Here is a 19,353-nt window from a genome sequence, read left to right on the forward strand (position 1 = left end):
CCCGAGGCGGGAGGGAACGAGCGGAAGGTCTGCTTCCGGACCGCCCGTCGGCGTAGCGTCGGCGGCACCCGTCCCCGTCACCCTCGACAGATGGCACACCCACCAGGACCGGCGAACCACGTGAGCTCCTCTTTCTCCACCAGGCGCCTGTCGCACCCCCAGGGGCGACAGGGGGACCGTGGCGCTTACCGACTGGTGCGTACCCCGCCCACGCGGCAGGCCCCCCCTCCTCTGGACGCCGCACAGCGCGCGGTGGTTGACCATGAGAGGGGACCTTTGCTCGTCCTCGCGGGTCCCGGCACCGGAAAGACCACCACGCTCGTCGAGTCCGTGGCGGCCCGCGTCGCCCGGGGCGGGGACCCCGAGCGGATCCTTGTACTGACCTTCAGCCGCAAGGCCGCCGTCGAACTGCGCGACCGGATGGCACTGCGCATCGGAGCCGCGCGCGCTCCCCGCGCGACCACCTTCCACTCCTTCTGCTACGCCCTGGTCCGCGCCCACCAGGACAGCGAGCTGTTCGTGGAGCCCCTGCGGCTGCTCTCCGGCCCCGAACAGGACGTGGCCGTCCGCGGGCTGCTCGCCGGTCAGCCCGACCTGGAGCGGCTCGGCCTCGCCCATGTGCGCTGGCCGGACGAACTGCGCGCCTGCCTCACCACCCGGGGCTTCGCCGACGAGGTCCGCGCGGTCCTCGCCCGCAGCCGCGAACTGGGCCTCGGCCCGGACGCCCTGGACGCCTTCGCCCGCCGCATCGGCCGCCCCGACTGGCGGGCCGCCGCCGCCTTCCTCGCCGAGTACCTCGACGTGCTCGACATGCAGGGGGTGCTCGACTACGCGGAACTCGTGCACCGCGCGGTACTCCTCGCCGACCGACCCGACACCGCGGGGCAGCTCGCCGCCCGCTACGACGCCGTCTACGTGGACGAGTACCAGGACACCGACCCGGCCCAGGTGCGGCTGCTGCACGCGCTCGCCGGGAACGGCCGGACCCTCGTCGCCCTCGGCGACCCCGACCAGTCGATCTACGCGTTCCGTGGCGCGGACGTCAACGGCATCCTGGACTTCCCCGGGGCCTTCCCGCGCGCGGACGGCCGCCCCGCGCCGGTCGAGGTCCTGCGGACGTCCCGCCGCTCCGCCGCCGTCCCGCTGACCGCCACCCGTCTCCTCACCCAGCGCATGCCCCTGACCCGCCTCCCGGCCGAGAAGATCCGCGCCCACCGCGGACTCGCCTCCGTCCGGGACGGGGGCCGCGTCGAGGTCTGCACCTACCCGACGGCGGGCACGGAGCTGGACAACATCGCCGACACACTGCGCCGCGCCCATCTGGAGGACGGCATTCCCTGGGGCGAGATGGCCGTCCTGGTGCGCGCGGGCGGCCGTACGATCCCGACGGTCCGGCGCGCTCTCACGGCCGCCGGGGTCCCCCTGGACATCGACGGCGACGACCTGCCCCTGCGCCACGAACCGGCGGTGGCACCGCTCCTGACGGCACTCAGGGCGGTCGCGACGGCGGAGGCGTCCGGCCCGGACGAGGAGCCGCGCGCCGAAGAGCCAGGGGACGACGACACCGCCGCGCCGGGGGACACCGCCTGGCTCGGCACCGAAACCGCCCTGACCCTGCTCACCTCGCCCCTCGCCGGCATGGACGCCGCCGATCTGCGCCGCCTCGGCCGCGCCCTGCGCGAGGAGGAGCGGGCCGCGGGCAACCCCGTACCGCCGCCCTCGGACGAACTCCTGGCCCGCGCGCTCGCCGAACCGAAACGCCTTGTCGCCCACGACCCGACCTACGCGCGGGGCGCCCAGCGGCTCGGCGCACTGCTCGGGAAGGCACGTGGGCGCCTCGCGGGCGGCGGCACCGCCGAGGAGGCCCTCTGGGCCCTGTGGAACGGCACACCCTGGCCGGGACGGCTGGAGCGGGCCGCCCGGCGCGGTGGCGCGGCGGGCCGCAACGCCGACCGCGACCTCGACGCCGTGTGCGCCCTGTTCGCGACCGCCGCGCGCGCGGAGGAGCGCACCGGCGGCCGGGGCGCCCTCAACTTCCTGGAGGAGATCGACGCCGAGGACATCGCCGCCGACACCCTCACCCGCCGTGCCGTACGCCCCGACGCCGTACGCCTGATGACCGCGCACCGCTCCAAGGGCCTCCAATGGCGCCTCGTGGTCGTCGCCGGCGTCCAGGAAGGCCTGTGGCCCGACCTGCGCCGCAGAGGCTCCCTCCTGGAGGCCGACCGCATCGGCCGCGACGGCCTCGCCGAACCGCTCACCCCGGGAGCGCTGCTCGCCGAGGAACGACGCCTGTTCTACGTGGCCGCCACACGCGCGCGTGAACGCCTGATCGTCACCGCGGTGAAGGCCCCCGCCGACGACGGCGACCAGCCCTCCCGCTTCCTCACCGAACTCGGCGTCGAACCCAAGGACGTCACGGGCCGCCCGCGCCGCCCCCTCTCCGTCGCAGCCCTCGTCGCCGAACTCCGGGCCACCACGGTCGACCCACGCGTCTCAGGTTCCCTCAGAGAGGCCGCCGCACGCAGGCTGGCCCGGCTCGCCGCGCTCACCGACGAGGACAGCCGACCCCTCGTGCCGTCCGCCCATCCCCACCGCTGGTGGGGCATGTACGAGCCGACCGAGAGCAAGGTCCCGCTGCGCGACCGCGACCAGCCCGTAGTGCTCTCCGGCAGCGCCCTCGACCAACTCGCCAACACCTGCGCCCTGCAGTGGTTCCTGGGCCGAGAGGTGAAGGCCGACGCCCCCGCGACCGCCGCCCAGGGCTTCGGCAACGTGGTGCACGTCCTCGCCGACGAGGTCGCCTCCGGACACACCCCCGCCGACCTCGACGTCCTCATGGAACGCCTCGACTCCGTGTGGAACGCGCTCGCCTTCGACGCTCCGTGGAAGTCGGCGCAGGAGAAGGAGCACGCGCGCGTGGCGCTCGAACGCTTCCTGACGTGGCACGTCGACTCCGCCCGCACGGGCCGTACCCCCGTGGCCAGCGAGCACGACTTCGACGTGACCCTCGGGGCGGGCGACTACGAGGTGCGCATCCGCGGTTCCATGGACCGCGTCGAGGCCGACGGCGAGGGCCGTGCCTACGTGGTCGACTTCAAGACCGGCAAACAGGCGCCCACCGCCGCCGAGGTGGCCCGCCACCCCCAGCTCGCCGTCTACCAGCTCGCCGTCCGCGAAGGCGCCGTCGACGACGCCTTCGACGGCGTCCGCCCCGAACCGGGCGGTGCCGAACTCGTCCAGCTGCGCCAGGGCGCCGCCAAACGGGACGGTGGCGAGACCCTGCCCAAGGTGCAGGCGCAGGGTCCCCTCGAAGGAGGGGACGGGGAAGGCGCGCAGGGGGAGTGGATCGGCGACCTGCTGGCCACCGCCGCCGGCAAGGTGCTCGACGAACGCTTCACCCCGACCGCCGGCCAGCACTGCGCCCACTGCTCGTTCCGGGCCTCGTGCAGCGCCCGCCCCGAAGGCCGGCACGTGGTCGAGTGACACCGACTGTCAGTGGCCGCCGCTAGCCTCTCTGACGTGCCAGCCAGCATCAGCGACCCCGAGCAGCTCAAGGAGCTCCTCGGCATCCCCTTCACCCCGGAGCAGACCGCGTGCATCGTCGCGCCGCCCGCCCCGCAGGTCATCGTGGCCGGAGCCGGGTCGGGCAAGACGACGGTGATGGCGGCACGCGTGGTGTGGCTGGTCGGCACCGGCCAGGTCGCCCCCGAACAGGTGCTCGGCCTCACCTTCACCAACAAGGCCGCCGGTGAACTCGCCGAACGCGTCCGCAAGGCACTCGTCAGGGCGGGCGTCACCGACCCGGACGTCATCGACCCCGACAACCCGCCCGGCGAACCGGTCATCTCGACCTACCACGCCTTCGCCGGCCGTCTCCTGACCGATCACGGCCTGCGCATCGGCCTCGAACCCACGGCCCGCCTCCTCGCCGACGCCACCCGTTTCCAGCTCGCCGCGCGCGTCCTCCGTGAGGCCCCCGGCCCGTACCCGGCGCTCACCCGTTCCTTCCCCGACCTCGTCAGCGACCTCCTGACGCTCGACTCCGAACTCGCCGAACACCTCGTCCGCCCCGAGGAGCTGCGCGCGTACGACGCCGAGCTGCTACGTGCCCTGGAGGGCGCCAAACTCACCAACGCGGACCTGCGCAAGGTCCCAGAGACGGCCGCCGCCCGCCGTGAACTCGTCGAACTGGTGACCCGCTACCGGGCCGCCAAGCGTGAGCGCGACCTCCTCGACTTCGGCGACCAGATCGCCCTCTCCGCGACGCTCGCCCGCATCCCCGACGTGGGCCGCCTCCTGCGCGAGGAGTTCCGGGTGGTGCTCCTCGACGAGTACCAGGACACCTCGGTGGCCCAACGCGTCCTCCTGGCGGGCCTGTTCGGCGGCGGCACCGGCCACCCCGTGACCGCGGTCGGCGACCCCTGCCAGGCCATCTACGGCTGGCGCGGCGCCTCCGTCGCCAACCTCGACGACTTCCCCGAGCACTTCGCCCACGCCGACGGCGGCTCGGCGGCCCGCCAGTCGCTCAGCGAGAACCGCCGCAGCGGAGGCCGTCTCCTCGACCTCGCCAACGGCCTCGCCGAGCCGCTGCGCGCCATGCACGCGGGCGTGGAGGCCCTGCGCCCCGCGCCCGGCGCCGAACGTGACGGCCAGGTGCGCTGCGCGCTGCTGCGCACCCACGCCGAGGAGATCGACTGGCTCGCCGACTCGATCGCCCATCTCGTGAACACCGGCAAGGCGCCAGGCGAGATCGCCGTCCTGTGCCGCACCGCCACCGACTTCGCCGAGATCCAGGGCGCGCTCGTCGCCCGGGACGTCCCCGTCGAGGTCGTCGGCCTCTCCGGGCTGCTGCACCTGCCCGAGGTCGCCGACCTGGTGTCCGTCTGCGAGGTCCTCCAGGACCCCGGGGCCAACGCCTCCCTGGTCCGGTTGCTGACCGGCCCGCGCTGGCGGATCGGCCCGCGCGACCTCGCCCTGCTGGGCCGCCGGGCCCGGTTCCTGGTGTCCCACGCGCGCGGGGGTGACGCCGACGACCCGGACCGCAGGCTCGCCGAGGCCGTCGAGGGGGTCGACCCCTCCGAGGTGATATCGCTCGCGGACGCCCTCGACACCTTCCTGGAGACCTCCATGCGGGGCGAGGGCGACGACGACGGGCTGCCCTTCTCGACGGACGCGCGCGTGCGCTTCGCCCGCCTCGCCGTCGAACTGCGCGACCTGCGCCGCTCCCTCGCCGACCCGCTGATGGACGTACTGCACCGCGTGCTCGCCGTCACCGGCCTGGAGGTGGAGCTGTCGGCGTCCCCGCACGCGCTGGCCGCCCGCCGCCGCGAGACCCTCTCCAACTTCCTGGACATCGCCGCCTCGTTCGCCGCCCACGAGAGCGAGGCCAGCCTGCTCGCCTTCCTCGGTTTCCTGCGGACGGCGGCGCAGTACGAGAAGGGTCTCGACAACGCCCTGCCCGGTGGCGAGAACACCGTCAAGGTGCTCACCGCCCACAAGTCCAAGGGCCTGGAGTGGGACGTCGTGGCCGTCCCCGGCCTGGTCACCGGCGCCTTCCCCAGTGACCGGGGCCGCGAGAAGTGGACCTCCCAGGCCAAGGTCCTGCCGCACGGACTGCGCGGCGACACCGACACGCTGCCCGACATCGAGGCCTGGGACTCCCGGGGCATGAAGGCCTTCCAGGAGGCGATGAAGGACCACCAGCACACCGAGGAACTCCGCCTCGGCTACGTCACCTTCACCCGCCCCCGCTCCCTCCTGCTCGGCTCCGGCCACTGGTGGGGCCCCTCCCAGAAGAAGGCCCGCGGCCCCTCCGACTTCCTGAAGGACCTGTACGACCACTGCACGGCCGGACACGGCGAGATCGAGGCCTGGGCGGACGAACCCGAGGAGGGCGAGGAGAACCCCGCCCTGCACGCCACGACCGCCGACCAGCTGTGGCCCCTGCCCCTGGACGACGCCGCGTTCCGCCGCCGCCGGTCCGCCGCCGACACGGTCCTCGCCCACCTGGAGACCCTCGCCTCCCACGAGGACGGCCACCCGGCGACCGCGCAGGACCCGGACACGTACGAGGACCCGGACTGGCCCCCGCCACCGGACGACGACGAGATCCCCTACGAGGACGACGCACCCTTCGACGAGCCGTTCGACGACGGCCCGCTCGACGACGCCGTGCTCCCCACCGACGACGACGCCGACTGGGACGCCTGGAGCACGGACCGCCCCGAACCGCCCGCACGGACGCCGTCCCACGCGCGCGTGCCCACCGTGCCGCACGCCCGCAGGCACCCCGCCGAGGCGGATCTCACCCCTGAGGAGGCCCGTGCCGTTGCCTCCTGGGACCGTGACCTCGACGCCCTCACCGGGGAGCTGCTGCGCGCGCGGGAGAGCGTCACCGACGTACCCCTACCCCCGTCGCTGACCGCGTCCCAACTGATGCTCCTGGCCGCCGACCCGGACGCCCTCGCACAGGAACTGGGCCGCCCCATGCCACGGCCGCCGCAGCCAGCCGCCCGCCGGGGCACCCGCTTCCACGCCTGGGTCGAGGCCCGCTTCGAGGAGCTGCAGCTGCCGATGCTGGAGCCCGACGAACTGCCCGGCAGCGACGCGGAGATCGCCGACGAGCGTGACCTTGAACACCTCAAGGACGCGTTCGAGAACACCGAGTACGCCCACCGCACGCCCTACCGGGTCGAGGCCCCCTTCCAGCTCGCCATCGCCGGACGGGTCGTACGCGGCCGGATCGACGCCGTCTACAAGGAAGGCGACGGCGAGGCGGCGACGTACGAGATCATCGACTGGAAGACCCACCGCGCCCCCACCGCCGACCCGTTGCAGCTCGCCGTCTACCGGCTGGCCTGGGCCGAGCAGCAGGGCGTGCCCCTGGAAGCCGTCGGGGCCGCCTTCCTCTACGTGCGCAGCGGCGAGGTCGTACGGCCCGAGCTTGCGGACCGGCGCGCGCTGGAGCGGCTGCTCCTGGAGGAGCCGGCCGCGTTCGAAGTACCGGACGAGGATGTCAGTGCGGGCCGATAGGCTCTTGACCATGAGCCATCCCGTTGACAGTGACGTCAGCGCCGTCCGCACGTACATCGAGCAGCACCGCGCGGCCTTCCTCGACGACCTCGCCGAGTGGCTGCGCATCCCGTCCGTGTCGGCCCAGCCCGACCACGCCGCCGATGTCCGCCGCAGCGCCGACTGGCTCGCCGCCAAACTCCGGGAAACCGGCTTCCCGACCGTCGAGGTCTGGGCGACCGAGGGCGCCCCGGCGGTCTTCGCCGAGTGGCCCGCCAACGACCCCGCCGCCCCCACGGTCCTCGTCTACGGCCACCACGACGTCCAGCCCGCCGCCCGCGAGGACGGCTGGGGCAGCGACCCCTTCGAACCGGTCGTCAGGGGAAACCGGCTCCACGCGCGCGGGGCGGCCGACGACAAGGGCCAGGTGTTCTTCCACACACTCGGCGTCCGCGCCCACCTCGCCACCACCGGCCGCGCCGCACCCGCCGTCCACCTGAAGATGCTCGTCGAGGGCGAGGAGGAGTCGGGGTCCGTCCACTTCCGCGACCTCGTCGAGGAACACGCCGACCGGCTCGCCTCCGACGCCGTGATCGTCTCCGACACCGGCATGTGGGCCGAGGACACCCCCACGGTGTGCACCGGCATGCGCGGCCTCGCCGAGTGCGAGATCCACTTCCACGGGCCCGACCAGGACATCCACTCCGGCTCCTTCGGCGGCGCCGTGCCCAACCCGGCGACCGCGATCGCCCGCCTCGTCGCCGCACTGCACGACGACCACGCGCGCGTGACGATCCCCGGCTTCTACGACGGCGTCACCGAACTCACCGACCGCGAGCGCGAACTCCTCGCCGAACTCCCCTTCGACGAGGAGCGGTGGCTGCGCACCGCCAAGTCGTACGCCACCCACGGCGAGGCCGGACACACCACCCTGGAGCGCGTCTGGACCCGCCCCACCGCGGAGGTCAACGGCATCGGTGGCGGCTACCAGGGCCCCGGCAGCAAGACCGTCGTCCCGGCCTCCGCCATGGTGAAGCTCTCCTTCCGGCTGGTCGCCGGCCAGGACCCCGACCACATCGAGAAGATCGTCCGCGACTGGACCGCGGACCGTGTTCCCGCCGGAATCCGCCACAGGATCACCTTCGCGGCGGCCACACGCCCGTGCCTGACCCCGCTGGACCACCCCGCCCTGCAGTCCGTCGTACGCGCCATGGGCCGTGCCTTCGGCAAACCGGTCCGCTACACGCGCGAGGGCGGCAGCGGGCCGGCCGCCGACCTCCAGGACGTCCTTGGTGCTCCTGTGCTCTTCCTGGGCATCTCCGTCCCCTCGGACGGCTGGCACGCCCCGAACGAGAAGGTGGAGATCGACCTCCTCCTCAAAGGCGTCGAGACCACCGCGCACCTGTGGGGCGACCTGGCGGAGAACTGGCGCCATGAGTCCTGACGACCGCCCGCGATCCGGACCGGAAGCCGCCCCGGGGCACACTGGAAGTACCTCCGAGCACCCGCGAGAGCCCGCCCGGAAACCGACGCCCCCCACCCGTCCCCACCCGAATTCCGCTGAACCGCCCGCTGAAATATCCGTTCCACCGGGGGAGTTGGAAGCACCTGTGACCACCTGGACCGACCACACCGCCGACCGTCCCATCTCGCTCACCGCCCCCAGCGGCATCGACCGGGCCGCGCACCACCGGCTCGACGAGGCCTGGCTCGCCGCGGCGTGGAGCCACCCCACCACCCGCTGCTTCGTGGTCTCCGGCGGTCAGGTCCTCATCGACGAGACGCCCGAAGGGCGCACCGAACTCGTCATGACCCCCTCCTTCGAAGCCCCCCTCACCGAGGCGCACCGCTATTTCCTCGGCACCGACGAGGACGGCACCAGCTACTTCGCCCTCCAGAAGGACGCCCTGCCCGGCCGCATGGACCAGTCGGCGCGCTCCGCCGGACTGCGCGAGGCAGGCCTGCTCCTCGACCCCCGGGACGCCGGGCTGATGGTGCACGCCGTCGCCCTGGAGAACTGGCAGCGGCTGCACCGCTTCTGCTCCCGCTGCGGCGAGCGCACCGTCATCGCCGCCGCCGGTCACATCCGCCGCTGCCCTGCCTGTGGCGCCGAGCACTACCCGCGCACCGACCCGGCGGTGATCATGGCCGTCACCGACGAGGAGGACCGCATCCTCCTCGGCCGCCAGGTCCACTGGCCCGAAGGCCGCTTCTCGACGCTCGCCGGATTCGTCGAGCCCGGCGAGTCGATCGAGCAGTCGGTGCGCCGCGAGGTGTTCGAGGAGGCCGGCATCCTCGTCGGCCACGTCGAGTACGTCGCCAGCCAGCCCTGGCCGTTCCCGTCCAGCCTCATGCTCGGCTTCATGGCCCGCGCCGCCTCCACCGACATCGAGGTCGACGGCGACGAGATCCACGAGGCCCGCTGGTTCTCCCGCGAGGAACTGCGCGCGGGCTTCGAGTCCGGCGAGGTCCTCCCGCCCTACGGCATCTCGATCGCCGCCCGCCTGATCGAACTCTGGTACGGCAAGCCCCTGCCGAAGCCGGGCAGCGCCCTCTGACAGGGCTGACCCACGACAAGACCCCCGCACGGCCGCCGGGCCGGTCGGGGGTCTGGGGCGCGCGGGTCAGGCGCCGAGGGCCTGCTTCACCTGCGCGAGGCTCGGGTTCGTCATCACGACCTCGGGGCCGGCATTGGAGGGAACGACCAGCACCGTCGGAACCGTCTGGTTGCCGCCGTTCGCCTTCTCCACGAACGCCGCCGACTCCGGGTCCTGCTCGATGTTGATCTCGTTGTACGCGATGCCCTCGCGGTCCATCTGGCTCTTCAGCCGACGGCAGTAGCCGCACCACGTGGTGCTGTACATCGTCACAGTGCCCGGCATGTCTCTCGCGCTCCTCGGCAGATCGGGGGACGGGTGCTCGCTGGGTGGAACGTACGCGACCCGTCCGTCATTCCCACGGGGGGTATCCGGGACATCCGGGTCTCACGGGGGACACCTGCCGCATTAGTACGACTGCGAGGGGGTGCCTGTGGACAACCGACTCACCTGTCTCCGGCGACCTGGCAGCATGGCGGTGTGACAGCAGCAACGCACTCCACCCTCTTCCCGCAGGTTCCGGACTCGGCCGACGCGGTGCTCGACGGACTTGATCCCGAGCAGCGCGAAGTGGCCACCGCCCTGCACGGTCCGGTGTGCGTGCTGGCAGGCGCCGGCACGGGGAAGACACGGGCGATCACCCACCGCATCGCCTACGGCGTGCGCGCCGGGATCCTCCAGCCCTCCAGCGTGCTCGCCGTCACCTTCACCAACCGCGCCGCCGGTGAGATGCGCGGGCGGCTGCGCCAGCTCGGCGCCGGTGGAGTCCAGGCGCGCACCTTCCACTCGGCCGCGCTGCGCCAGCTCCAGTACTTCTGGCCGAAGGCCGTCGGCGGCGCCATGCCCCGGCTCGTCGACCGCAAGATCCAGCTCGTCGCCGACGCCGCGGCGGCCTGCCGCATCCGCCTCGACCGGGGCGAACTGCGGGACGTCACCGCCGAGATCGAATGGTCCAAGGTCACCCAGACCGTCCCCGCCGACTACGCCCCCTCCGTCGCCAAGTCCGGCCGCGTCGCCCCCCGGGACCCGGCCGAGATCGCCCAGATCTACGCCACCTACGAGGACCTCAAGCGGGACCGCTCCGTCATCGACTTCGAGGACGTCCTGCTGCTCACCGTCGCCGTCCTCCAGGACCGGCGCGACATCGCCGAACAGGTCCGCTCGCAGTACCAGCACTTCGTGGTCGACGAGTACCAGGACGTCAGCCCGCTCCAGCAGCGGCTGCTGGAGCTGTGGCTCGGGGACAGGGACAGCCTGTGCGTGGTCGGCGACGCCAGCCAGACCATCTACTCGTTCACAGGAGCAACTCCGGACCATCTGCTCGACTTCCGCATCCGCCACCCCGGTGCCACCGTCGTCAAGCTGGTCCGCGACTACCGCTCCACCCCCCAGGTCGTCCACCTCGCCAACGGTCTGCTCGCCCAGGCCCGGGGCCGAGCCGCCGACCACCGGCTTGAATTGATCTCGCAGCGCGACCCGGGCCCCGAGCCCGGCTACACCGAGTACGCCGACGAACCCGCCGAGGCCGAGGGCGCCGCCCGCCGAATCCGTGACCTCGTCGCCGCAGGCGTCCCTGCGGGCGAGATCGCCATCCTGTTCCGGACGAACGCCCAGTCGGAGACGTACGAACAGGCCCTCGCCGACGCCGGGGTCCCCTACCAACTGCGCGGCGCCGAGCGGTTCTTCGACAGACCCGAGGTGCGCAAGGCGATGAACCAGCTGCGTGCCGCCGCCCGCTTCGGCGGCAACGACTCCCTTCTGGACGACGTCGTCGACCTGCCCTCCCAGGTGCGTGCCGTCCTGTCGGGGGAGGGCTGGACAAGTCAGCCGCCCGCGGGCTCCGGCGCCGTCAGGGAGCGCTGGGAGTCGCTGGCCGCGCTGGCCAACCTCGCAACCGACTTCACCGCCGCGAAACCGGGCGCCACGCTCGCCGACCTCGTCGCCGAACTCGACGAGCGGGTGACCGCCCAGCACGCCCCGACCGTTCAGGGCGTCACCCTGGCCTCCCTCCACTCGGCCAAGGGCCTGGAATGGGACGTCGTCTTCGTCGTCGGAGTCGCCGAGGGCATGATGCCGATCACCTATGCGAAGACCGACGAGCAGATCGAGGAGGAGCGCCGACTCCTCTATGTCGGTGTCACCCGCGCGCGAGAACGCCTCCATGTCTCCTGGGCCCTCTCCCGCGCACCCGGTGGCCGCCCGAGCCGCCGCCCCAGCCGCTTTCTCGACGGACTGCGCCCCGGCTCCGTCACCACCGCCTCCCGGACGGGCGCGGCCGGTGTCGGCGGCATCGACCGGGGCTTCGACCGCGGCCTGGGCTCCAGCGTCGGCAGCGCCCCGCGCCGGACACAGAGAACCCCGGCCCGCTGCCGCGTCTGCGGGCGCACGCTGACCGACGCGGGCGAGATGAAACTGATGCGCTGCGACGAGTGCCCCTCCGACATGGACGAGGGCCTCTACGAGCGGCTGCGCGAGTGGCGGGCGGTCCAGGCGGCGCGCAGCGGGCAGCCCGCCTTCTGCGTCTTCACCGACCGGACCCTGATGGCCATCGCGGAGACCGTCCCGGACGAAGCAGGGGAGTTGGCCCGTATCCCCGGTGTCGGAGTGCGCAAGCTCAACCGGTACGGAGCCGATGTTCTGGCCATCTGCGCAGGTCACGAAGTTGAGGGGGAGAGCGGGAGTGACTGATTCAAACTCGTCGGAAAAATAGTTTGCGCATGCCCCGGCAATCCCCATAGGTTCTTAGCCACGGGCACGGAGTCTTCTCAGAAGACCTGGATCCGTGCTGTACTTCATAGTCGTATATCCGTTGGACCGGTTGACCCCGGTCCCCCAAGACGCCGAGAGGAGGCGAGTCCAGTGATCAGCATCTACACCAGCTCTGTCAGCGAGGTCAAAATGACCGATCTCTCGACCGTCTCCCTGTGCATGCTCGGCGTCTCGAACCTGGGCACCGGTCTGTCCGGCATTCCTGCCGTCCGGCCGGCGTCCTCCGTGTCTCTCGCCGGACTCCCTGTCCGCGAGCGCAATGAGCGACCGAGCAAGGCACTGGAAGCAGGAGCAGTAAAGGCACAGGCCCCGGTCTATGCCTTCGCGGCCGGTGCCGGATCCCTCAAGCAGACGACGCAGCAGCACCACACGATGTGGGCCTTCCGTGGGCCAGAACCCTGGAGTGATCCAGCCTGAGTGATCAGGCCGGCGCCTTCAGGGCCGCGGAACCCCATCCGGGATCCGCGGCCCTTCTGTTTGCCCCGAACGGGGACGACGGAGTCGAAGGGGCCTCGGGACAAGAGAAAACCCGCCGGTACCAGCCACACCGGCCCAACAGGGCCGGAACGAACAGACGAGGAAGACGACCCGTGCAACTCGAAGCGCACGCCCCGTCAGTACCGCCTTCCGAAACGATCCCCCCGCCCGGCCTCACGGAGGACTCCACCTTGATCCCGCTCACCGCGCTCACCGCGCTCGACGACGCCATCGAGAACCTCGGCGTACCCGTCCCCTGCCGTTCCTACGACCCGGAGGTCTTCTTCGCCGAGTCGCCGGCCGACGTCGAGTACGCCAAGTCGCTCTGCCGCACCTGCCCGCTCATGGAGGCCTGCCTCGCCGGCGCCAAGGAGCGGCGTGAGCCCTGGGGTGTCTGGGGTGGCGAACTGTTCGTCCAGGGTGTCGTCGTAGCCCGCAAGCGGCCCCGTGGCCGTCCGCGCAAGAACCCGGTCACGGCATGAAAACCGCAGGAACGATCGACCGTCCCTTCACGCACGACCCCAAGAAGCAGGCCCCGATGACGCCTACCACCAGCGAGCCCGCCGGCTCCGCGACCCCGGACTTCACCACCACCGGTGCGAACGACTCGCGCCAGAACAGGACCCGAGAGATGCAACTCATCCCAGAAGCCCTGGCTCGTGCGCATATGCACGACCGCCTCCAGGAGGCCGAGCGGGAACGCCGCGCATACCGCGTGGTGACCGCCCGCCGCCTCCAGCGCCGGGCCGAGCGCGCCTCGCTGCGTGCCCGCCGTGCGCTGGCCATGGCGGTCATGCAGTAACGACCACGGCAGTCAGGCAGTAACAGCAGTCCCTTCCCGCGGGGGCCGGTCCGTCCGAACGGACCGGCCCCCGCAGTGCGTTGTGCCCGCCGGACCACCGCTCACGGCGTTATCGTCGGCTGATGACGACTGTTCCCGGCAGCAGCGACGGTCCCGGCGGCGGTGACGACAGCGGTTCCCCGACCGGACCCCACCCCGTCGACTGCGCCCACTGCGGCACGCGGGCCGAGGGCCCGCCGCTCACCTGGACCTGCTCGGTGGAGAACGGAACACGTCACTACCTCTGCGACCGCTGCGCCCGGGAGAACCTCAGGGCCATCGAGGGGCGGCTGGACCCGGCCTGGTGGTGAGCCCGCTCAGATCTCGGCGACCGACGGCTCCTCCTCGGCCTCCGGCAGGAAACCCGGCAGCCACTCCTCCAGTTCCGCGCGCATGCGCACCGTCGCCCCCAGCTGGCACAGCACGCCGATGGTGCTCAAGGTGACCCGGTGGATCAGGAGATACGACGGCGGCAGGTTGAGCTGCTTGCCCAGCTGGTGTGCGGGGGAGCGTGGGTCCGCTATGCGGGCCGCCTGGCTGCGCATCCAGCCCCGGGTGAAGGTGAACTCGTCCGCCTGCGCCGGTTCGATGATCGGTACGAGGTAGTCCAGCACCGCCTCGGGGTCCAGGTCGATCGAGTCCTTGACGAAACCCTCCGCGCACAGGGTCTCGTAGACCGCCTCGGCCCGGCCGTCCAGCGTCAGCCGCAGTGAGTCGCCGATCGTCGGCGGCAGCCCGCCCGGGAGACGGTCGACGGTGCCGAAGTCCAGCACACCCAGACGCCAGTCGCCCTTGCCGCCCGGGCCGCCGGGCAGCAGCCGGAAGTTGCCGGGATGCGGATCGGCGTGCAGCAGGCCGGTGCGGGCGGGGCCCGAGAAGAGGAACCGGGTCAGCAACTGGCCCGCGCGGTCGCGCTGCTCCTTCGTGCCCCCGGTGATCACCTCTGACAGCGGGATGCCGTCGATCCACTCCGTCACCAGGACCTGCTCGCACTGGTGGACGACGTCCGGCACCACGACGTCCGGATCGCCCATGAACTCCGCCGCGTGGGCCCGCTGGGCCTGCGCCTCCAGGCCGTAGTCGAGCTCCTCGGAGACCCGGTCCCGCAGTTCGGCGATCAGCGGCTTGATGTCCATCCCGGGGATGAGAGGGCCCAACAGGCGGGCGAAGCGGCTCAGTTGGGTCAGGTCGGAGAGCAGGGCCTCGCCGGCGCCCGGATACTGCACCTTGACCGCGACCTCGCGCCCGTCGTGCCAGACCGCCCGGTGCACCTGGCCGATCGAGGCCGCGGCGGACGGCTTGTCCTCGAACTCCAGGAACAGTTCCTGCCAGTCCGCGCCGAGCCGCTTCTCCAGTACCGAGTGCACCGTGCGGGTCGGCATCGGCGGTGCCGCTTCCTGGAGCTTCGTCAGCGCCGCGCGGTAGGGGCCCGCGACCTCCTCGGGCAGGGCCGACTCGAAGACGGACAGGGCCTGCCCGAACTTCATCGCACCGCCCTTCAGCTCGCCGAGCACCTTGAACAACTGCTCCGCGGTGCGCTGCTGCAGTTCGCGGCTGACGATGTCCGCCGACTCGCCGACGATCCGTTTGCCCAGTCCCCAGGTGGCCCGCCCGGCGATGCCGAGCGGGAGCGCGGCGAGCTTGGCGGTCCGGGTGACCGCCTTCCGGGGAAGATCAGACATGAGCCCTCCAAGTTCCGGACAGCCGCGCCGCGTGTGCCTTACGGCGTAACTCCGTCGACGGCCGTTGCCCGGCCATTGTCTCGTGCGACTCCCCGTCCTCCGAGGTGCGTTCCCCCTTCTTACTCTTCTCCTCCGCGCCGCAGGGACATGCGGGGTGTGCCCAGACCGGGCGGGGCTGCCAGTCGAGCCCGGGGACGGTGACCTCCCAGCGGGCACCCGCCGTGGTCGGGAGCCCGCCGTCCAGGAAGGCGAGAGCGTGGCTCGCGGTCAGACCCGCGACCGTCGTCGCCAGGGCCAGGTCGCATGCCCTGACCTGGCGCGGCCGTGCGGAACGCCACTGCGCCACCAGACGCGGCCAGACCGGGTCCCGGTCGACGCGCCACCGGTCCAGACAGCCGGCGCAGGACGTCTCGCCGGGCAGGACCAGCGGGCCCACGATGCCGGTTCCCTCCACGACACCGGCGTACAGATGCGGTGTGCCGGAGGTCACGAGCGGTTCGGCGGCGGCCGGGTCCGGCGCGTGCACGGCGAGGTCGTCGCGCGGGGCGAGGATCACCAGGGAGAACCCGGGGTCGCTCCCACCGAGCGGCGACTCGGCGGACGTACGCCGTGGTGGGCGGTCCGGGGCCGCCCGGCGGACCGCGCGCCGCGCGGACTCGTCCCGGCGTTCGCCGACGGAGTCGGCGGGCAGGCCGCCAGGGGCGACGTCCCACGGCTCGACCACGCCGCCGTCCCGCACATCGACGTGCCCCACGCCCGCTCCCGCCAGCAGCGAGGCCACCACCGCGCCCACCCGGCCCGCACCCCGGACCTGCACGCGCAGTGACCGGCGGGCCGCCAGCCGGGCCATCGGCTCGCCCGGTGCGGACGCCACGAGGGAGAGGGCGGCCAGGTCGGGAGCCAGCCGCTCCAGGACCTTCTTCCTGCCGCGCAGGGCTTCGGCCTCCGGGCCGCCGCCCGTCGCGTCGTCCAGGAGGCCTGCCTCGCCCAGCCGCTCCACGAGTCCGTCGACATGGGCGGCCGGCAGGTCCATGCGGTGCCCCTCTTCATGGAGACGCGGCAGTCCGCGGGTGCCGTCGAGCATGCCCAGGAAGCTGCCCGTCGCCGTGTCCACCGGACCGAGGATCATCGCGTGCGCGGGTGTCATCCCGAACTGGACCGTGTTCAGGTCCCGCCAGCCGCGCCGCAGCGCGGGTTTCGTCATCGGATGGGTGATGCGCGGGCGAGTTTTATTCGAGTGGTCCGTGTCCGGCGGTGCGGCAGCTGTGTCCGCCCTGTCCGACGCAGGCGCAGGTGTCGTGGTTGAACGCATGGCAGGCCCCCGTAGCCAGAGAAAGTCCCCGTTGAAAGTCCCTGTTTGTCGGCGGATGTCAGTTCTCGTGCCGCCGACGAGTGCCAGCATGCCGGGTCCGCTCGGCGGGCGTCGAAAGTTGTCCACAGGCGGTGGGTATTCGTCGTACGAATCAGACGCATGGTGGGGGATCGGCGCCGAACCGTCCCGGAGTCAAGACTTCCCCCGTGTGCAGCGGGTAACGTCGTGCCGTGCCCGCCGACCCACTGCACCGCGCCGGAAACCCACAGCGCAGTACGACGAGCCAGCCGCCAAGCGGCTCGGGGGCGAGCGCGATCGAGGTTCGCAGGAGTGCCCGGCGACGCCGGACGGTCTCCGCGTACCGCGAGGGCGATCGCACCGTCGTGCTCATCCCGGCCCGGATGTCCGAAGCCGAGGAACAGCGCTGGGTGACTGTCATGCTCGACAAACTCGCCGCCCAGGAGAGCAAACACAAACGGGTGCCCGGCGACAGCGAGCTGGCCGAGCGCGCCGAGCAGCTGTCGGACCAGTACTTCGACGGCCGGGCCCGGCCCACCACGGTGCGCTGGGTCACCAACCAGAACACCCGCTGGGGCTCGTGCACCCCGGCCGAAGGCAGCATCCGGCTGTCGCACCGGCTGCAGGGCATGCCCGAGTACGTCGTCGACTACGTCCTCCTCCATGAGCTGGCACATCTGCTGGTGCCCGGGCACGGGCCCCGTTTCTGGCGGCTCCTGGACGCCTATCCGCGCACCGAGCGGGCCCGGGGCTACCTCGAAGGGGTCGTCGCCGCCGACCGCCTGCCGCATTCGCCCTCCGCGCGCGGGGACTGACCTGCGGGCCACGCGCGCGTGTGTGACGGTCACGGGGTGTTGTGTACCGGGTTTGTACCGGCCTCGGTCAAGGCCGGAATTAGCCGTTAGCCTGACCCGACGCATTCGGCATTCGGGATGGGGGACGGTCGGTACGCATGGCCAGGGAATTCCAGCGCGGCCACAAGGCCAGGATCAGTGATCTCACCGCGGGCACGGATCTGTACGTAGGTGTGCAGATCTCCGGACCGGGGCTGACCTTCGACATCAGCTGCTTCGGCCTCGACGCCGACGAGCAGCTCTCGGACGACCGGTACTTCGTCTTCTTCAACCAGCCGAAGTCCCCGGAGGAGTCCATCCAGCTCCTGGGCGCCCAGGCGGGCGACACGGAGTCCTTCCGCGTCACGCTCGACCGGGTCCCGCCGCAGATCCAGAAACTGTCGTTCACGGCGACGCTCGACGGCGCCGGGCAGATGTCGCACATCGCCCCCGGGTACATCCGTATCGTCGCGGGCGGCGAGGAGGTGGCCCGCTACGCCTTCGACGGCTCGGAGTTCTCCACCGAGCGGGCCGTGATGCTGGGTGACTTCTACCTGAAGGACGTGTGGCGGTTCGCCGCGGTCGGACAGGGGTTCGACGGCGGCCTCGACGCGCTGCTGAAGAACTTCGGCGGCGAGGTCGCCGAGGAGGAGCCGCCCGCCCCGGAGCAGCCCCAGCCCGCCGCCGCCCCCGGTTTCGCGCCTCCCGCGTTCGGCGTCCCGGCTTCGGCACCCGCACCCGCACCCGCACCGGCTCCGGCCGCTCCGCAGCCCGCCGCCCAGGGATTCGCGCCCCCGGCTCCGGCGCCCGCGCCCCCGGCCCCCGTGCCGTCGGTGCACGCGGCCCCCACCATCGTCGCGCCCCTGACACCGCCCGGCGGCGCCCAGGTGCCGCCCCCGGCTCCGGCCCCCGCGCCCTACGGGCAGCCGCCGCAGGCTCCACAGCCCCCGCAGGCTCCGTACGGCCAGACGCCCGGCCAGACCGGCTCGCTGCCTCCCGGCTACGGCCAGCCGCAGCCGCCCCAGGCCCCGGCAGGCCCGCCCGGTCCTCCTGGACCTCCCGGTTACGCTCAGCAGCCGCCGTTCGGGCAGGCCCCCGGCCCACAGGCCTCCTACGGGGTGCCCCAGGGCGCCGGGCAGAACCCCGGTGTCACCGCCGCGCTCCAGCAGTTCAAGGAGACGCCGACCGGGCAGCGCTGGACGCAGCAGAACAAGAAGCTGGTCCGCGTCGACCTGGGCGTCGCGGGCCAGCCCGTGCTGGCCCGGCAGGGCAGCATGGTGCTCTACCAGGGCAAGGTCGACTTCAGCTACAAGGGCGCCGGATTCGCCGGCCGCATCGTGGGCGGCGCGACCGGCCAGGAGATGCAGCTGATGCGCTGTACCGGCCAGGGCCAGGTGTTCCTCGCCGACAACTCCACCCATCTGCACCCCGTGGAGCTGCAGGGCGACGCGATCTGCGTCTCCGCGGAGAACGTCCTCGCCTTCGACGAGAGCCTCCAGTACGAGGTCCGTCGCGTCGAGGGACACGGCATCCCTGGTGGCGCCTTGTTCACGATGCAGTTCCAGGGCACCGGCACGATCGTCGTGAAGACGCACGGCACCCCCGTGGTGCTGCCCGTCACGCCCACCACGTTCGCCGACTGCAACGCCGTCGTCGCCTGGTCGGCCGCCTCCCAGGTGGTCGTCTCCAGCCAGGTGCGGATGCGCCGCAACGCCTACCCGGGCGACACCGGAGAGAGCGTCAACCTCCAGTTCCGGGGTGCGCCCGGGAACTTCATCGTCGTCCAGCCGTACGAGGTCTGAGGGAGCCC

General features: G+C 72.3%; 14 protein-coding genes. 11 read left to right on the top strand and 3 right to left on the bottom strand.

Features of this window, described 5'->3' with window-relative positions:
* The first annotated feature begins 90 nt into the window (after positions 1–90).
* The 4 genes from CW359_RS03925 to nudC all read left to right on the top strand — a co-directional run bounded on the left by CW359_RS03925 (position 91) and on the right by nudC (position 9,572).
* Positions 91–3,486 carry an ATP-dependent helicase gene (locus CW359_RS03925; RefSeq protein ID WP_408647449.1) on the top strand — a complete coding sequence of 1,132 codons (3,396 nt, stop codon included), beginning with the start codon at positions 91–93 and terminating at the stop codon, positions 3,484–3,486.
* Positions 3,487–3,522: 36 nt separating this feature from the next.
* The gene (locus tag CW359_RS03930) at positions 3,523–7,035 is read left to right on the top strand and encodes an ATP-dependent DNA helicase (RefSeq protein ID WP_105968318.1); all 3,513 of its coding nucleotides are present in this window, start codon (positions 3,523–3,525) and stop codon (positions 7,033–7,035) included.
* Positions 7,036–7,045: 10 nt separating this feature from the next.
* Positions 7,046–8,458, top strand: a complete 1,413-nt coding sequence (locus CW359_RS03935; protein ID WP_105968319.1) for a dipeptidase — start codon at positions 7,046–7,048, stop codon at positions 8,456–8,458.
* A gap of 166 nt (positions 8,459–8,624) precedes the next feature.
* Positions 8,625–9,572, top strand: coding sequence for an NAD(+) diphosphatase (gene nudC / locus CW359_RS03940; protein ID WP_198655078.1), 948 nt, complete (start codon positions 8,625–8,627; stop codon positions 9,570–9,572).
* A 66-nt stretch (positions 9,573–9,638) separates the two neighbouring features.
* Here nudC and CW359_RS03945 read toward each other — a convergent pair whose 3' ends face one another.
* Entirely contained in the window at positions 9,639–9,896 is a 258-nt protein-coding gene (locus CW359_RS03945; RefSeq protein ID WP_105968321.1) for a glutaredoxin family protein, read from the bottom strand.
* Positions 9,897–10,091: 195 nt separating this feature from the next.
* On the opposite strand from CW359_RS03945, the gene CW359_RS03950 reads away from it, so the two are divergent.
* From CW359_RS03950 to CW359_RS03970, 5 genes are all read left to right on the top strand, one after another.
* Complete coding sequence (locus tag CW359_RS03950) at positions 10,092–12,299, top strand: ATP-dependent DNA helicase UvrD2 (RefSeq protein ID WP_198655079.1); 2,208 nt, start codon at positions 10,092–10,094, stop codon at positions 12,297–12,299.
* A 171-nt stretch (positions 12,300–12,470) separates the two neighbouring features.
* On the top strand, positions 12,471–12,797 hold the full coding sequence (locus CW359_RS03955) for a hypothetical protein (RefSeq protein ID WP_105968322.1): 327 nt from the start codon (positions 12,471–12,473) through the stop codon (positions 12,795–12,797).
* Between the two features lie 173 nt (positions 12,798–12,970).
* Positions 12,971–13,339, top strand: a complete 369-nt coding sequence (locus CW359_RS03960; RefSeq protein ID WP_020119791.1) for a WhiB family transcriptional regulator — start codon at positions 12,971–12,973, stop codon at positions 13,337–13,339.
* Positions 13,336–13,659 carry a hypothetical protein gene (locus tag CW359_RS03965; protein WP_105968323.1) on the top strand — a complete coding sequence of 108 codons (324 nt, stop codon included), beginning with the start codon at positions 13,336–13,338 and terminating at the stop codon, positions 13,657–13,659. Before CW359_RS03960 ends, CW359_RS03965 begins: the two co-directional genes overlap by 4 nt.
* 122 nt (positions 13,660–13,781) lie before the next feature.
* A complete protein-coding gene (locus CW359_RS03970; RefSeq protein WP_105968324.1) occupies positions 13,782–14,009 on the top strand; it encodes a hypothetical protein in 228 nt (75 codons plus the stop codon).
* A 6-nt stretch (positions 14,010–14,015) separates the two neighbouring features.
* On the opposite strand, the gene CW359_RS03975 is transcribed toward CW359_RS03970, so the two are convergent.
* A complete protein-coding gene (locus CW359_RS03975) occupies positions 14,016–15,380 on the bottom strand; it encodes an ABC1 kinase family protein (protein WP_105968325.1) in 1,365 nt (454 codons plus the stop codon).
* On the bottom strand, positions 15,373–16,584 hold the full coding sequence (locus tag CW359_RS03980) for a TOMM precursor leader peptide-binding protein (RefSeq protein ID WP_105968326.1): 1,212 nt from the start codon (positions 16,582–16,584) through the stop codon (positions 15,373–15,375). Before CW359_RS03980 ends, CW359_RS03975 begins: the two co-directional genes overlap by 8 nt.
* 338 nt (positions 16,585–16,922) lie before the next feature.
* Between CW359_RS03980 and CW359_RS03985 the strand changes: the two genes are divergently transcribed.
* On the top strand, positions 16,923–17,525 hold the full coding sequence (locus CW359_RS03985; protein ID WP_105968327.1) for a M48 metallopeptidase family protein: 603 nt from the start codon (positions 16,923–16,925) through the stop codon (positions 17,523–17,525).
* Between the two features lie 137 nt (positions 17,526–17,662).
* Positions 17,663–19,345 (top strand): TerD family protein, encoded by a 1,683-nt coding sequence (locus CW359_RS03990; protein WP_105968328.1) that lies wholly within the window; start codon positions 17,663–17,665, stop codon positions 19,343–19,345.
* The last annotated feature ends 8 nt before the right edge of the window (positions 19,346–19,353 follow it).

Origin of the sequence: Streptomyces geranii, assembly GCF_002954775.1 — a bacterium.
GTDB classification, from domain to species: domain Bacteria; phylum Actinomycetota; class Actinomycetes; order Streptomycetales; family Streptomycetaceae; genus Streptomyces; species Streptomyces geranii.